The organism is Stenotrophomonas pavanii (assembly GCF_900101175.1).
Taxonomy (GTDB): domain Bacteria; phylum Pseudomonadota; class Gammaproteobacteria; order Xanthomonadales; family Xanthomonadaceae; genus Stenotrophomonas; species Stenotrophomonas pavanii.
Window position 1 is genome coordinate 1 of sequence record NZ_FNFQ01000005.1, and the last position, 14,460, is coordinate 14,460.

At 68.6% G+C, this 14,460-nt stretch carries 13 protein-coding genes; 2 read left to right on the plus strand and 11 right to left on the minus strand.

The window, feature by feature from the left end; translation table 11 throughout:
* From BLS66_RS09985 to BLS66_RS10000, 4 genes are all read right to left on the minus strand, one after another.
* The coding region (locus BLS66_RS09985) for a pseudouridine synthase (protein WP_425513290.1) at window positions 1-680 on the minus strand (680 nt) is incomplete at its 3' end.
* A 107-nt stretch (window positions 681-787) separates the two neighbouring features.
* A complete protein-coding gene (locus BLS66_RS09990) occupies window positions 788-1,366 on the minus strand; it encodes an O-methyltransferase (protein WP_074725790.1) in 579 nt (192 codons plus the stop codon).
* 5 nt (window positions 1,367-1,371) lie between these two features.
* The gene (gene ubiB, locus BLS66_RS09995; protein ID WP_074725791.1) at window positions 1,372-3,027 is read right to left on the minus strand and encodes a ubiquinone biosynthesis regulatory protein kinase UbiB; all 1,656 of its coding nucleotides are present in this window, start codon (window positions 3,025-3,027) and stop codon (window positions 1,372-1,374) included.
* Window positions 3,024-3,659: a ubiquinone biosynthesis accessory factor UbiJ gene (locus BLS66_RS10000; protein WP_074725792.1), complete on the minus strand. Its 636-nt coding sequence runs from the start codon at window positions 3,657-3,659 to the stop codon at window positions 3,024-3,026. The genes ubiB and BLS66_RS10000 overlap by 4 nt, the downstream gene beginning before the upstream one ends.
* A 422-nt stretch (window positions 3,660-4,081) precedes the next feature.
* Here BLS66_RS10000 and ddlA point away from each other — a divergent pair, with 422 nt between their 5' ends.
* Window positions 4,082-5,176 (plus strand): D-alanine--D-alanine ligase, encoded by a 1,095-nt coding sequence (gene ddlA / locus BLS66_RS10005; RefSeq protein WP_074725793.1) that lies wholly within the window; start codon window positions 4,082-4,084, stop codon window positions 5,174-5,176.
* Between the two features lie 76 nt (window positions 5,177-5,252).
* On the opposite strand, the gene BLS66_RS10010 is transcribed toward ddlA, so the two are convergent.
* From BLS66_RS10010 to oleC, 3 genes are all read right to left on the minus strand, one after another.
* Window positions 5,253-5,408 carry a DUF1328 domain-containing protein gene (locus tag BLS66_RS10010; RefSeq protein ID WP_005407633.1) on the minus strand — a complete coding sequence of 52 codons (156 nt, stop codon included), beginning with the start codon at window positions 5,406-5,408 and terminating at the stop codon, window positions 5,253-5,255.
* 81 nt (window positions 5,409-5,489) lie between these two features.
* Window positions 5,490-6,482, minus strand: a complete 993-nt coding sequence (gene oleD / locus BLS66_RS10015) for a 2-alkyl-3-oxoalkanoate reductase (RefSeq protein ID WP_074725794.1) — start codon at window positions 6,480-6,482, stop codon at window positions 5,490-5,492.
* The gene (gene oleC / locus BLS66_RS10020; protein ID WP_074725795.1) at window positions 6,479-8,137 is read right to left on the minus strand and encodes an olefin beta-lactone synthetase; all 1,659 of its coding nucleotides are present in this window, start codon (window positions 8,135-8,137) and stop codon (window positions 6,479-6,481) included. Before oleC ends, oleD begins: the two co-directional genes overlap by 4 nt.
* Window positions 8,138-8,241: 104 nt before the next feature.
* Here oleC and BLS66_RS10025 point away from each other — a divergent pair, with 104 nt between their 5' ends.
* Complete coding sequence (locus tag BLS66_RS10025) at window positions 8,242-8,673, plus strand: YkgJ family cysteine cluster protein (RefSeq protein ID WP_029380125.1); 432 nt, start codon at window positions 8,242-8,244, stop codon at window positions 8,671-8,673.
* Window positions 8,674-8,773: 100 nt separating this feature from the next.
* Here BLS66_RS10025 and BLS66_RS10030 read toward each other — a convergent pair whose 3' ends face one another.
* The 4 genes from BLS66_RS10030 to BLS66_RS10045 all read right to left on the minus strand — a co-directional run bounded on the left by BLS66_RS10030 (window position 8,774) and on the right by BLS66_RS10045 (window position 14,266).
* Entirely contained in the window at window positions 8,774-9,664 is an 891-nt protein-coding gene (locus BLS66_RS10030) for an alpha/beta fold hydrolase (protein WP_074725796.1), read from the minus strand.
* 94 nt (window positions 9,665-9,758) lie between these two features.
* Window positions 9,759-10,775, minus strand: a complete 1,017-nt coding sequence (locus tag BLS66_RS10035; RefSeq protein WP_010487115.1) for a 3-oxoacyl-ACP synthase III — start codon at window positions 10,773-10,775, stop codon at window positions 9,759-9,761.
* A 102-nt stretch (window positions 10,776-10,877) separates the two neighbouring features.
* Window positions 10,878-11,195 carry a DUF4156 domain-containing protein gene (locus tag BLS66_RS10040; protein ID WP_005407628.1) on the minus strand — a complete coding sequence of 106 codons (318 nt, stop codon included), beginning with the start codon at window positions 11,193-11,195 and terminating at the stop codon, window positions 10,878-10,880.
* A 221-nt stretch (window positions 11,196-11,416) separates the two neighbouring features.
* Complete coding sequence (locus BLS66_RS10045; RefSeq protein ID WP_057493994.1) at window positions 11,417-14,266, minus strand: M16 family metallopeptidase; 2,850 nt, start codon at window positions 14,264-14,266, stop codon at window positions 11,417-11,419.
* Window positions 14,267-14,460: the final 194 nt, after the last annotated feature.

The following is a 14,460-nucleotide window of genomic DNA, read 5'->3' on the forward strand; positions in this document are numbered from 1 at the left end:
TCGGGATGCGGGAAGCGCAGGCGCTCGGCGTGCAGCAGCATGCGATGCACGCCCTGCATGCGGAAGATGCGGTTGTGGCGGCCATCGCCGTGGCTGGTATCGCCGATCATGTGGTGCGACAGGTGCTTGAGATGCCGGCGGATCTGCCGGAAGCGCCCGGTCTGCGGCTGGCAGCGCAGCAGCGCGTAGCGCGAGCGGGTGAATTCACCCACCGGCACCGACAGCTCGCCGGTGGCCAGGCGCTGGAAATCGGTGATCGCCGGCTTCTTCACCGGCTTGCCCGGCCCGCCATCCAGGTCATGGTCCACCCGCCACGACAGCTCGGCCGGCCAGCCCCGGCAGACCGTCAGGTAGTCCTTGGCCACTTCGCCACCCATCAGCGCCTTGCCCAGCGCACTGGCGGTCTCGCGGTCGAAGGCCAGCAGCAGGCAGCCGCTGGTGGCCCGGTCCAGGCGGTGCACGAGGAAGATCGGGCGGCCCAGCTGCTCGCGCAGGCGGTCGGCCAGGAAATCGTCCTCGCCTCGGGCCAGCTTGCTGTCGTGGACCATCAGCCCGGCGGGCTTGTTGACCACGGCCAGGCGCTCGTCCAGGTGCAGCAGCTGCAGGGGCACGGTTTCAGGCTCGACCGCGGCGAGGGTGTCAGGTTCGGTGCTCACCGCAGGATTATCGGGGCTGGGCACTGAATGGGGTAGAGCCGGCCGCTGGCCGGCTGCCTCCGGGCAGTTGGATTGCTGCGGTTGCCGGCCAGCGGCCGGCACTACCGGATCACGGGAGTGTGGCGCGGCGGTCAGCCGTTGCGCACGGCCAGCAGCTCGCCGTTGCCCACCGGCACCAGGCTGGTGCTGAACACCGGATCAGTGTCCAGCAGCGCCCGCAACGGCTCCATCTCCACCGCGTGCGACGTGGCATTGTCCACCACCAGCAGGCCACCCCGCCGCAGCACGCGGCGCAGCTGCGGCCACCAGCCGGCGTACTGCGCGCGGTCCGAATCGAGGAACAGCAGGTCGATGCTGCCTTCGGCGGCCTCGGCCAACCACTGCCCGGCATCGCCATGCACCAGCGTGATGTGCGCGGCCAACCCGCTGCGCGCGAACGTGGAGCGCGCCATCGCCGCCTTGTCCTCGGCAAATTCCAGCGTGGTCACGTGGCCGTCGATGGCGGCGGCGGCCTCGGCCAGCCACAGCGTGGAGTAGCCGTTGGAGGTACCGATTTCCAGCACCCGTCGCGCATTGCCGAAACGCACCAGCACCGACAGGAATTCGCCGGTGTCCGGCGTGATGTTGAGCATGCGGCGGCCGCGCTGGCTTTCACGCGCGTCGTTCTCGGCGCCGAAGCGTGCCAGCTCATCCTTCAGCGCCCGCAGCACCGGGTCTACTTCCACCACGCGCGCGCCAGCGCCAGCGCACCGACGGCACCGGACACCCAGCTCCACATCGGCACCTCACCCCAGTACCAGCCTGGCGGCTGCAGCACGTACATCAGCGCGGCGATGGCCAGCAGGCCAACGCCGGTGATTGCGCCGACCGCGCGCTTCTGCAGGCGCTGCACGCTGGCGTCGAGCGCGACCAGATCGCGCGAGCGCATCGCCAGCTCATGGCGGCCCTCCACCTGCTGGGTCAGCCAGGCATGCACCAGGCGCGGCATGTCCGGCGCGTGGGTCATGATCTCCGGCAGGCGCTTGCCGATCTCGCGCACCACCCGGCGCGGGCTGTAGCGCTCGCGCAGGATCTTCGCCAGCACCGGCTTGGCCACTGCCCAGATGTCGATCTGCGGGTCCAGCTGGCGGCCGACGCCTTCGATGTTCAGCAGGGTCTTCTGCAGCAGGATCAGCTGCGGCTGCAGGGTCAGCTGGTAGCGCTGGGCCACGCGGAACAGCTTCATCAGCACTTCGGCCAGCGAGATCTGCGACAGCGGGCGGGTGAAGTACGGCTCGCACACCGAACGCACGGCTGCTTCCAGATCATCGATGCGCACGTTGTCCGGCATCCAGCGCGCCTGCACATGCAGCTCGGCGATGCGGCGGTAGTCGCGGTTGAAGATGGCCATGAAATTCTCGGCCAGGTAGTACTGATCTTCCTGCGACAGCTGCCCCATGATGCCGAAGTCCAGCGCGATGAAGCGCGGATTGGCGCGGCGCGCCGGATCGGTGTCGACCCAGATGTTGCCGGCATGCGCATCGGCATGGAAGAAGTTGTCGCGGAACACCTGGGTGTAGAACACCCGCACGCCCTTGGCAGCCAGCGCCTTGCGGTCGATGCCGGCCTTGTCCAGCGCGACGATGTCATCGGACGGAATGCCCCACACCCGCTCCAGGGTGAGTGCACGCTCGGCGGTGTGGCTCCAGATCACTTCCGGGACGTACAGATCGTCGCTGTGTTCCCAGAAGCGGCGCAGCACGCTGGCGTTGGCGCCTTCGCGCTGCAGGTCCAGTTCGGCGGCCAGGGTGTTCTCGACCTCGGCCACCACTTCACGCGGACGGATCTTGTCGGCACGCGGATGGGTACGCTCGACCAGCGCGGCCAGCGAATTGAGCAGGGCGATGTCGGCGTCGATCTGCTTCTCGATGCCCGGGCGCAGCACCTTGACCACCACCTGGCGGCCATCGGCCAGCGTGGCCGCATGCACCTGCGCGATCGAGGCCGAGGCCAGCGGTTCGGTATCGAAGCTGGCGAACGCCTCGCTGACCGGCCGGCCGAGGGCATCCTCGACGATGCGGCGTGCGGTTTCGCCATCGAACGGCTTGACCCGATCCTGCAGCAGGGTCAGTTCGTTGGCCACGTCCGGCGGCACCAGGTCGCGGCGGGTGGACAGGATCTGGCCGAACTTGACGAAGATCGGGCCGAGATCCTGCAGCGCCAGGCGCAGGCGCGCACCGCGCGACTGCACGGCGATGTCGGCCGAGGCACGCGGTACGAACGGCTTGGCCAGGCGCAGCCAGCGCTCGGCCGGCGTGCCCTGCAGCAGGTCGTCGAGGCGGTAACGCAGGATCACCCGGCCGATGCGGCTGGCCCGCAGCACGGCCTTCATGCGGCACCCGGCAGGCGCTGCACGCGTGCGCCGAGGCGCTCGACGTCATCGCGCAGCACGTCCACGTCATCGTGGAAGGCATCCAGCTCGGCGCGCGGCACTACATCGCGCGACTCCTCGGTGATGAATTCGGCGGCGCTGTGGGCCAGGTCGATTGCCCCCTGGCGCGCATGCTGCAGGGCACTGCGCAGGGTGTTGGCAACCTGCACCCCCAGTACCTCGCCGAACACGCTGACGAACGGCTGCTGCCAGTCCGGATCGAAGCCCTTGGCCAGCTGCTGCAGGCGGCGCGCCAGTTCGGCGTCACCGGCCACGCGCACGCGGCCCTTGCTGTTGGATTCGCCGCGCCGGGCGTTGGCCAGCAGCGGCAGCTGCGCCAGCACGCCGGCCAGGCTGCTGCGCACGGCCAGGTCGGCTTCCTGCGCATCCACCGGGCCGACCCGCAGCTGGTCGCCATCAACGCTGATGCGCATTGCCAGCGACGGCGCTTCCAGGGTCAGGTCGATGTGCCGGCCATCGAGGCTGGCCAGGGCATGGCGGGTATCCGGATCCAGCGCCAGCGCGCGGTTCAGGGCGATCTGCAGGGCGCGGCCAGCGACCGGCTTGAGGGACTTGAGCAGGGAAGGAGCCATGCGCGCATTCTACCTGCGTGGGTGGGGAGCTTGGGCCGGGCTGCCGCCCGGCACCCGCGGTAGTGCCGGCCGCTGGCCGGCAACCTCAACCCCAACAGCAACAGCAACAGCGGGCATTCCGTGGTTGGCGGGATGGGGCCGGTTGCGGGGGACGCCGTAAACCCGTCCGTGGGGGCTTGGCCGCGGCATCCATGCCGCGGACACCCCCGCAACCGGCCCCACCCCGCCTTCGACGGTTGCCTGCCGTCCGTGGGGTCGGATCCCGTTGCTCCGCAACGGGCTTCGACCCCTGTTGATGGGCCATGAGGACGGTAGATCCACGCCATGCGTGGATGGATTTCTGGTTCATCTGTGCCTCACGCGGTGGGTCGATGAAGGTTCATGCTATGAGGCCACGCAACGCACAGGACATCGCATTTCCCATGGCACGCACCCGGGTCGGCATCATCTTCGGTGGCAAGTCTTCCGAACACGAAGTTTCACTGCAGTCGGCGAAGAACATCCTGGACGCCCTTGATCGCGAGCGCTTCGAGCCGGTGCTGGTCGGCATCGACAAGCAGGGCCAGTGGCATCTGAGCGAACCGGCGACCTTCCTGCTGCATGCCGACGACCCGGCCCGCATCGCGCTGCATCGTTCCGGCCTGTCGCTGGCGGTCCTTCCGGGCGCCGAGCAGGCGCAGCTGCAGCCCTCGGACGCGGCCAGCGCCCTGGCGCAGATCGATGTGGTGCTGCCGATCGTGCACGGCCCGCTGGGCGAGGACGGCGCGCTGCAGGGCCTGCTGCGCATGGCCAACCTGCCCTTCGTCGGTTCACCGGTGCTGGGATCGGCCGTGGCGATGGACAAGGACGTGACCAAGCGCCTGCTGCGCGACGCGGGTCTGCAGGTAGCGCCGTGGTTGTGCATCCGCCGCCACCAGGCGGCGTCGGTGGATGTCGATGCGGTGATCGCCCGGCTCGGCCTGCCACTGTTCGTGAAGCCGGCCAACCAGGGTTCGTCGGTGGGCGTGAGCAAGGTCAAGGATGCGGCGGGCTTTGCCGAGGCACTGGCACTGGCACTGCGCTACGACCACAAGGTGCTGGTGGAATCGGCGGTGGTCGGCCGCGAGATCGAATGTGCGGTGCTGGGCAACGCGCAACCTCAGGCCAGCCTGTGCGGCGAGGTAGTCGTGCACGACGAGTTCTATGCCTACGACACCAAGTACATCAACGAAGATGGCGCCGACGTGGTGGTGCCGGCCGATATCGATGCCCTCACGCAGGCACGCATCCAGCAGATCGCCCTGCAGGCCTACCAGGCGCTGGAGTGCGCGGGCATGGCGCGCGTGGACGTATTCCTCACCGCGGGCGGCGAGATCATCATCAACGAGGTTAATACGCTGCCGGGCTTCACCCGCATCAGCATGTATCCGAAGCTGTGGGGCGCCAGCGGCATCGACTACACCACGCTGATCACCCGCCTGATCGAACTGGCGCTGGAGCGCCATGAGGCCGATCGCGGGCTGCAGAGCGCTGTGTAACGTGGTGATCGCCCGCAGAGTCGAGCATGGCTCGACTCTGCGGAAAGCGATGCCGGCCAGCGGCCGGCACTACCGGCTAGCCTCGCTTGCGGAACATCGAGATCACGGCAAGGATCAGGAACACCACGAACAGGATCCAGGCGATGTTCGTTGCGGCGCCGGCAATTCCGGAGAAACCCAGAACGGCGGCGATGATGGCGATGACAAAGAAGATAATGGCGTAGTGCAGCATGGCGCTCCTCGCGGGTGGTCGAGCCTTGGATGGCGTGGGTCCATCCTCCCGATCCAGCGGTGTGCAACCAGTGATGGCGATCTATGCGGCAGATGAAGCCTTCAGCCTGCGCAGCCCTTCTTCGATGCTGACCTGCGGCACGTAGCCGAAGTCACGGCGTGCCGGTTCCATGCTGTACCAGTGCGGCGTGCACAGCTGCTCGGCCAGGAAGCGGGTCAGCGGCGGCTCGCCGCGCAGGCGCAGCAGCGGCCACAGCCGCTCGCAGACGGCGCCGATGCGGTAGGCGGTCTTGAAGCTGATCGCATTGTCCACCGTTGGCGCACCCACCGCCTGCAGCAGCCTGTTGACCAGCTCGCGCATCGGCAGCGGCTCGCCGTTGGAGATGAAGTAGGCCTTGCCCGCACACGCAGCGCCCGGTGCCAGGGCGTCAAAGGCGAGGAAGTGCGCCAGCGCGGCGTTGTCGATGTAGGTGGTATCGACCTTGTTGTTGCCATCGCCGACCAGGCGCAGGCGCCCTTGCCGCGCACGCTCGGCGAGCCTGGGCACCAGCTGCTGGTCACCGGGGCCCCAGATCAGCCGCGGGCGCAGCGCCACCGTCGCCAGCGCGGCGTCATTGGCCGCCAACACGCGCTGTTCTGCGATCGCCTTGGTGGCCGCATACGGCGCCTGGAAATCTTCCCCGTACGGCACCTCGTCCGCGCCCAGGCCTTCCACCGGATGCGTGGCACGATGGGTCACGCTGGGCGTGGAGGTGTAGACCAGCCGGGTGATGCCATGCGCGCGGCACGCCGCGATGACGTTGTCGGTGCCGACCACGTTGGCCTGGTGGTAGCTGTCATAGCTGCCCCACGCCCCGGCCTTGGCACCGTTGTGGAACACCGCATCGACGCCGGCCACCGCGTGCAGCACCGCCTGTGCATCGGCGAGGTCGCCGCGGATCTGGCCCACGCCGATCGCCTGCAGCGCCGGGTAATGACTGCGGTTGAACGCCAGCACCTGGTGGCCACGTTCAACCAGGCCACGGCACAGCGCCTGGCCAAGGAAACCACCACCGCCGGTGACCAGGATCTTCATGCGCGCTTCTCCAGTTCGGCGCTGGCCCAGACGGCGAGCTTTTCGCGGCCGATCTTGGCGTTGTGACGGATATCGACGGGGAACGCCGGATGCACCAGGAAGTGCTGCAGGCCGGCCTCCGGCAGGCGGGCGGCGGCATGTGCACGCAGCGCTTCCTGCAGCGCCGGGCTGTCGGACTGGCCGCGCTGCAGTTCCACGCACAGCACCGGCACCTGCGCGCCGGCGGCGCCGACGCCGACCAGTGCCGTGCGCGCCACGCCGGCCACGGTATTGAACACCGGCTCGACCTGCTCGGTGTACAGCGGCCCGCGCGCGGTTTCCACGCGCTGGGTCTTGCGCCCGCAGAACCACAGGCGGCCCTGCGCGTCGAAGTAGCCCACATCGCCCATGCGGTGGACGATGCGCGTGCTGCCGTCGTCCAGCGTCTCGCGGATCTTCGCCGCCGCGGTGGCCTGCGGGCGGTTGAAGTAGCTGTCGGTGGCGGTCGGCCCGGCCACGGTGATCTCGCCCACTTCGCCGGTGGCCAGCACGCGCGCCTGCGACCACTCCGGCAACGGCGCGTCGTCGATGGCGATGATGCGCACGTCGTTGGGCGCCACCACGCTGCCCACGCAGGTGCCGGCACCGGCCTCGGTCGCGGCACGGGTACGCTCCAGTTCGCGCCCCTCGACCACCGCCACCGGCAGGCACTCGGTGGCGCCGTACGGGGTCCAGAACTGCGCATCGGCCGGCAGCAGGCCGCGGATGGTGGCGACCACATCCGGCGGCACCGGGGCACCGGCCGAGGTCACCCGGGTCACCGTCGGCAGCGGCCGGCCATGCCGCGCCAGCACCCGCATCAGGGCCGGCGAGCCGAACAGCTGGGTCACGCCGAAACGCTGGATGGCGTCGTGCAGGCGGGCCGGGTCAGCCTGCGCCGGCCGGGTCGGGTCCATGTCCGGAATCACCGAGGTCAGGCCCAGCGCCGGGTCGAACAGCGCGAACGGCGGGAACGTCGGCAGGTCCACACCGCCCGCTTCCATGCCGAAGGCGCTGCCCAGCAGCTGGATCTGTCCAACGAAGTGGCGGTGGCGGTAGACCACGCCCTTGGGCACGCCGGTGGAGCCACTGGTGAACAGGATCGCGGCCATGTCCTCGCCATCGGTGTCGGCCAGCATCGGCCCAGCGCTGGCGCCAGCGCGCTCCAGCGCGGCCAGCGTGGTGCCGGCCCAGCCGAGGCGCCGGCCGACCGTGACCAGGCGGGTGGCCGACGGCGCCCAGCGCAGCACCAGCCGCGCCACGTGCGCCAGCGGAATGCCGATGAAGGCCTGCGGCTGCGCTTCGTCCAGGCACTGCTTCAGCGCACGCCTGTCGATGCCCGGGTCGACCAGCACCGGCACCGCGCCCAGCTTGAACAGCGCGAACATCAGCAGGAAGAACTCCGGCGAGGGCCGCACCATCACGACCGTACGCACGCCGCGGCCGATCCCGTAACCGGCCAGGCCGGCGGCCATGGCATCGCTGCGGGTGTCCAGCTGGCGGTAGTCCAGGGTCACGTCGTAGGCCGCCATGCCATTGCCCGCGCCGCGGCGGCCGGGACAACGGATGGCAATCTGGTCAGGGCGTTCACGCGCCAGTTCAGGCAGGCGCGCGGCAATGTTGCAGGGTCGGTTCATCCGTTCATTGTCGCCGCTTACGGAATTTCTTGCGCGGCGGCCCACTTCGTGGAAAATCCGCTCCCTCGTTCCTGATTCCGACTGCCGCCCGAGGCGGCTTGCCCATGCAACATCCCTGCATGACCTGCGGCGCCTGCTGCACCCAATACCGCGTGGCCTTCCACTGGATGGAATCGGACGAGGTCACCCCCGGCGGCGTGCCGCACCAGCTCACCGAGGTGCTGGACCCGCACCGCCTGTGCATGCGCGGCACCCACTCCAAGCCGGTGCGCTGCGTGGCGCTGGATGCGCAGATCGGCGTGTACTCGCGCTGCACCATCCACCCCAACCGGCCCAGCGTGTGCCGTGAGGTGGATGCATCCTGGGAGTACGGCAAGGCCAGCCCGCAGTGCGACAAGGCACGCATCGCCTATGGCCTGGATCCGCTGACGCTGGCCGACTGGCGTTGGCGCGATGACGCCGACAATGACGACGACCATCCGGACGACAACGGCAACAGCCCGTCCTCACCGCCGCAGGCACCGGTCGCGGCGTAATGGTAGTGCCGGCCGCTGGCCGGCAAGCGCGCTATGCGCGCCGGGTTCATGAGGTTGCCGGCCAGCGGCCGGCACTCCCGGGATCCGGCCCGGGAGCCGATCAGAGCGGGTTCGCGTCCAGGAAGGCGCGGATCTCCGGCACCAGCACTTCATGCTTGTCTTCCAGCACGTAGTGGCCGGCGTCCTCGAAGGCATGCACCTCGGCCTGCGGCAGCGCGGCCTGGAAGCCCTTCAGGAAGTGGTGGTCGAACACGAAGTCGCGCAGGCCCCAGCCGAGGAAGGCCGGTCGATCCGCGAACGACGGCAACGCCTTGCCGGCCCGTTCCAGCAGCGACCAGGCCTTGTCGGCCGGCGACAGCGGGATGTCCTGCATGAAGCGGATGGTGCTGATGCGGTTGGCCCAGCTGTTGTACGGCGACACGTAGGCGCGGCGCACATCGGCCGGCATCTTCCGCTCCACGCCCAGCCACGAGGCGCCGGACGAGAATGCGTTGAAGCTGCGGATGATCCACTCACCGATCTTCCAGTGGCGGCCCAGCGCGATCTGCCAGGGCATCTTCTTCGCCGCCGGCATCGGGAACGCGGCGGTGTTGAGCACCACCAGGCGCTGGACCTGGGCGTGGTGCGACAGCGCCCAGCCGAAGCCGATCATGCCGCCCCAGTCGTGCACGGCCAGGGTCACCGGGCCGGTGATGCCCAGGTGCTTCAGCAGCGCATCGAGGTCGTCCACGCGCGACTGCAGCGTGTAGTCGTAGCGGCTGTCATTGGGCTTGTCCGACAGGCCCATGCCGATGTGGTCCGGCACGATGCAGCGGTACCTGTCCGACAGGCCGGCCACCAGCGTGCGCCAGTAATAGCTCCACGACGGGTTGCCGTGCACCATCACCACCACTTCGCCATCGCGCGGGCCTTCGTCGAGATAGTTCATCGACAGGCCCGGGCGGACCTCGAAGCGCTGCGGGTGGGCGGGGTAACCGGGAAGCTGGGACATCGAATCGCACCTGTAGAAAGGGCCGGTAGAACCGGCCCCTGGACACTTGGAAAAATCATCGCTGCCCATCGTGCAGCAGGTCAGCGGTGACTTTTTACCAGACCACTTCAGCCATCGAGCAGTTCAGGCCCGAGCCAATGCCCAGAAGCGCGATGCGATCGCCCTTCTTCAGCTTGCCCAGCTGCTTGAGCTTGCTCAGCACGATCGGCACCGAGGCCGGGCCGATGTTGCCGTGCTCGCCGAAGATGGTCATGACCTTCTTCGGGTCGATGCCGAAATTCTTGATGAACGCGGCGGTGTGCGGCTGGCTGACCTGGTGGATCACGAACTGGTCCAGTTCTTCCACGGCCCAGCCGAGTGCGATCTTGGCGGCGCTGAAGGTCTTCTGCGCCAGCTTGATGCCTTCGATCAGCAGCAGGCGGGTGTCGGTCACCATGCGGTCCAGGTTGCCCAGGCACAGCTGGTTCCACTCGGTGGCCGAGCGGGTCACGCCGCCCTTGTAGCGCGGGGCATCCGGCACCAGCTCCGAGCGCGCCATCACCATCGCGGCGGCGCCCGAACCGGTGGTCAGCGCGGCCAGCTCGTTGCGGAAATCATCGGCGGTGACGTCCGGGGCGGTCATGCGCTCCAGGGTCTTCTCGTACACCAGGTTGGCGGTCTCGCCATCCACCACCAGCGCGTAGTCGATATCACCGCGCTCGATCATGCGCGCGGCGATATCCATGCCATTGATGAAGGCCAGGCAGGCATTGGCGACGTCGAAGGTCATGCATTCGTCGCTGACGCCGAGGTTGCCCGACACGATGGAGGCGGTGGACGGCTCCAGGTAATCGCGGCTGACCGAGGTGTTGACCAGCAGGCCGACCTGGGTCGCGGTGATGCCCGCGTCTTCCAGCGCCTTGCGCCCGGCCATGGTGGCAGCGTCCGAGGCCAGCACGCCGTTGTCCCACAGGCGGCGGGCGTGGATGCCGGCGATGTCGCCGAGCACATCGGTGCGGATACCCAGGCGATCCAGCGTCGGCTGCAGCCGCTCGTTGATTTCCTTGGTCGTCAGCGTATGCGGCGCGTCGACGTGTGCCAGGCCGGCGATCGAGACATTCTTGAAGAGCATCGAGGTTAGCGCCAAGGCTCAGGCAAAAGGGGGCGCTATTCTATAACCCCCGGGCTTTCACCGCATCTTTACGAATTCAGCCTTGGCCGTATGGTGAAGCGTTCAGCGCGGCGGGCACTGGAACGCCGCAAAGCGCTGGCTGCCATCGGCGGGGGCCGCAGCGGCCTGCACGGCATTGGCGCCGGCGCTGGGGGCCTCGTTGCGGGCCAGCGTTTCCAGCTCTTCCTGCACCCGCAGCGGGTTGCGGTTGTAGAAGCCGACCTTGCTCTTCACGGTGACCACCACCTCGCCCTTGGCGATGCAACCGGCTGGAACCGGGCCCGCCGGCAGCACGCGGGTCGCCTTGCCGGCCGGTTCGATCGGCACCCAGGTACAGGCGGTGACGGTGAGCAGCAGGGAGGAAAGCAGCAGAACGCGCATGGGCAGATCCTGGAAGGGTATGGGGGGATTCTGCCTGAACAGCCTGAATCGGGGGTAGCCGGGGCCGGGGTCAGAGCCCCCTGCGGGGGATCCGACCCCAGGTCGGCAGAGGGGTCAGCCCCCCCGCAGGGGGCTCTGACCCCGGATGCATGACGGGGTTGCCGGCCAGCGGCCGGCACTACCTGGGGAGGCCTGCCCGCCGGGGCGGGCAGGCACATCCCTTATTTCTTGACCGGGTTGCCTTCGGCGTCGATCACCGTCACCTCGCCCAGGTTCAGCGCACGCACCGCCGCTTCGGTCTGCTTGAGATCGCCCACCACCACCCAGGTCAGGGCCTGCGGCTTGATCTCGGCAGCGGCCTGCTGCACCTGCGCCGGGGTCATCGCTTCGATCTCGGCCTTGCGGCGCAGCACATAGTCGTCCGGGCGCTTGAACTGCACGATCGAACCGATGGTGGCGGCCACCGCGCTGGCGGTCTCGTAGGCACCGGGCAGGCTCAGGGTCTGGATGTTGCGGATGCGGTTGACCTCGGCCGCGGTCGCCGGCTTGCTGCCATCGGCGAACGCGGCGATTTCCTTGCGCATCTCGGCCATCGCCGGGCCAGTCTTGTCGATCTGCACCGGCGCGCTGGCCATCCACGGGCGCTGGCCCACCGAGTTGACCGCGCTGCTGCGCGCACCGTAGGACCAGTGCTTGTCCTCGCGCAGGTTCATGTTCAGGCGCGAGGTGAAGTCGCCACCGATCACCCCGTTGGCAATGTCGAAGCGGGTGGAACTGGACGCACTGGACGGCGGCACCACCTGGCCGGCGAACAGGTTGGCCTGCACCGCACCCGGCTGGTCGATCAGGAACACGCGCGGGCCCTTCGGCAGTACGACATCGGTGGCCGCCTTCACCTGCGGCGCATCGCCTGCCGCCTTCCAGTCGCCCAGCTGCTTGTCCAGCAGCGGCACGATCTCGGCCAGCGTGGTGTCGCCGACCACGATCAGGGTGCCGTTCTGCGGCCGCAGCCAGTCGTGGTGGAAGTCGACCAGGTCCTCGCGGGTCAGGCCGTTGATCGCCGCCTCGTCGCCACTACCGGTGAACGGAATGGCATACGGATGGCCCTTGCCGTACAGCAGCGGCGGCAGCACGCGCATCGCCACCGCACCGGGGTTGACCTTCTCCTGCTGGATGCCGGCGATCCAGGTCGCCTTGACCCGGTCGATCTCGCCCTGCTCGAAACGCGGCTCGCGCAGCAGGTCGCGGTACAGCGCCAGCGACGGTGCCAGGTTTTCCTTCAGCGCCGACAGGTCCACGCTCATCGAGTCCAGGCCGGCCGAGGCATCCAGGCTGGCGCCCAGGGCGTCAGCGGCATCGGCGAAGGCCAGCGAGCCCAGCTTGCCGGCGCCTTCGGTCATCAGGCTCATGGTGAAGTTGGCGGTGCCCGGCTTGCGGCCCTGGTCGGCACTGAAGCCGCCCGGGAACTGGTAGCTGAACTGCACCACCGGGATCTCATGGCGCTCGGCCAGGATCACCTGGGTGCCGTTCTTCAGCGTGGCGCGCTGCAGCGCCGGGAACTTCAGCTGCGGGAACTCGCGGGTCTGCGGCACGCCGGCCTTGCGGTCGACCTGCTCCGGCAGGGTGCTGTACTTGGGGTCCACCGCCGGTACGTTGAACGGCTTCGGCGCCTGGCTGGGATCTTCCTTCAGCGCCACGCGTTCACCCGGTGCGATCACCAGGGTGTGGCTGCCCTTGTCCAGCCACTGCGCGCCCAGGCGGCTCAGGTCGGCAGCGCTGGCCTTCTCGATGTTGGCCAGCGAGGTGCGGAAGCAGCCCGGGTCGCCAGTGAACACTGCGCACTCGGCCAGTGCGTCGGCCTTGCCGCCGAAGCCACCGATGCGCTCGATGCCGCGGATGAAGCCTGCGCGGGCACCGGTCTTGGCCCGCTCCAGCTCGGCCGCGGTGGGGCCCTGCTTGATCAGCCGGTCCAGTTCCTCGTCGATGATCTTCTCGACCTTGGCCGGGTCCTGGCCCTGCTTGACCGTCGCCATGATCACGAAGTTGGAGCCCAGCTGCGACGTCGACAGGCCGGACGCGATGCTGTCCACCAGCTTGTCCTGGTGCTGCAGGCGCTGGCTCAGGCGCGAGGACTTGGCACCGCCCAGCACCTGCGCGAACAGCTGCAGCTGATCGACCTCGGTGGTGCCGACCTGCGGCACGTTCCAGGCGCGGTAGATGCGCGCCTGCGGCACCTTGTCGGTCATCGTCTCGCGCGTGTCGGCGCTGCGCTTGGCCACGTTCACGGCCGGCTGCGCCATGGTCGGGCCGGCCGGGATGCTGCCGAAGTACTTGGCGACCTTTTCCTTGGCGGTGGCCAGATCGATGTCGCCGGCCAGCACCAGTACCGCGTTGTTCGGGCCGTACCAGGTGCGGAACCAGGTCTTCACGTCATCCAGCGACGCGGCGTTGAGATCGTTCATCGACCCGATCACGCCGTGGTGGTACGGGTGGCCTACCGGGTACAGCGCCTTGTTGAGCTGGTCCCAGGCCTGGCCGTAGGGCTGGTTCTCGCCCTGGCGCTTCTCGTTCTGCACCACGCCGCGCTGCTCGTCCAGCGCGGCCTGGTCGATCGCACCGACCAGATGGCCCATGCGGTCCGATTCCATCCACAGCGCCATGTCCAGCGCGGTGGTCGGCACGTTCTCGAAATAGTTGGTGCGATCGGTGTTGGTGGTGCCGTTCTGGTTGGTGGCACCCACCTGCTTGAACGGTTCGAAGAATTCGCCGTCGTGGTTTTCGCTGCCCTGGAACATCAGGTGTTCGAACAGGTGCGCGAAGCCGGTACGGCCGGCCGGTTCGTCCTTGCTGCCCACGTGGTACCAGACGTTGACCGCAACGATCGGCGCCTTGCGATCGGTATGCACGATCACGCGCAGGCCATTGGGCAGGGTGAACTGCTCGTACGGGATATCGACCTTGGCCGGTGCCGCCGGCTTGGCGGCGAGCGCATGGGTGGGCGCGAGCGTGCCCAGGGCGGTGCTGAGGGCGACGGCCAGCAGTGCAGCGCGCGGGCGAAGGGCGAGAGACATATCCGGATCCTTGGTCACGAAGGTGAACCCCGATCCTAGCCTGCGCGCGCGGCGGCCGGAATCGGTCACCAGTCACTGGGGGTGTTCGCCCCCAAGGCCCTCCGCTCCCGGCCCGATCGGCGTGCCTGGCCCGTCACATGCGCCGGCTGAAGACGTCCGGACAGTGTCCGTGGCGCGACGAATGGACAGGTGTC

Excerpts from the sequence above, each read along its gene's own strand:
- ubiB (WP_074725791.1), bottom strand. The coding sequence starts at position 3,027 with ATGAAGGCCGTGCTGCGGGCCAGCCGCATCGGCCGGGTGATCCTGCGT.
- BLS66_RS10000 (WP_074725792.1), bottom strand. The coding sequence starts at position 3,659 with ATGGCTCCTTCCCTGCTCAAGTCCCTCAAGCCGGTCGCTGGCCGCGCC.
- ddlA (WP_074725793.1), top strand. The coding sequence starts at position 4,082 with ATGGCACGCACCCGGGTCGGCATCATCTTCGGTGGCAAGTCTTCCGAA.
- BLS66_RS10010 (WP_005407633.1), bottom strand. The coding sequence starts at position 5,408 with ATGCTGCACTACGCCATTATCTTCTTTGTCATCGCCATCATCGCCGCC.
- oleD (WP_074725794.1), bottom strand. The coding sequence starts at position 6,482 with ATGAAGATCCTGGTCACCGGCGGTGGTGGTTTCCTTGGCCAGGCGCTG.
- oleC (WP_074725795.1), bottom strand. The coding sequence starts at position 8,137 with ATGAACCGACCCTGCAACATTGCCGCGCGCCTGCCTGAACTGGCGCGT.
- BLS66_RS10025 (WP_029380125.1), top strand. The coding sequence starts at position 8,242 with ATGCAACATCCCTGCATGACCTGCGGCGCCTGCTGCACCCAATACCGC.
- BLS66_RS10030 (WP_074725796.1), bottom strand. The coding sequence starts at position 9,664 with ATGTCCCAGCTTCCCGGTTACCCCGCCCACCCGCAGCGCTTCGAGGTC.
- BLS66_RS10035 (WP_010487115.1), bottom strand. The coding sequence starts at position 10,775 with ATGCTCTTCAAGAATGTCTCGATCGCCGGCCTGGCACACGTCGACGCG.
- BLS66_RS10040 (WP_005407628.1), bottom strand. The coding sequence starts at position 11,195 with ATGCGCGTTCTGCTGCTTTCCTCCCTGCTGCTCACCGTCACCGCCTGT.
- BLS66_RS10045 (WP_057493994.1), bottom strand. The coding sequence starts at position 14,266 with ATGTCTCTCGCCCTTCGCCCGCGCGCTGCACTGCTGGCCGTCGCCCTC.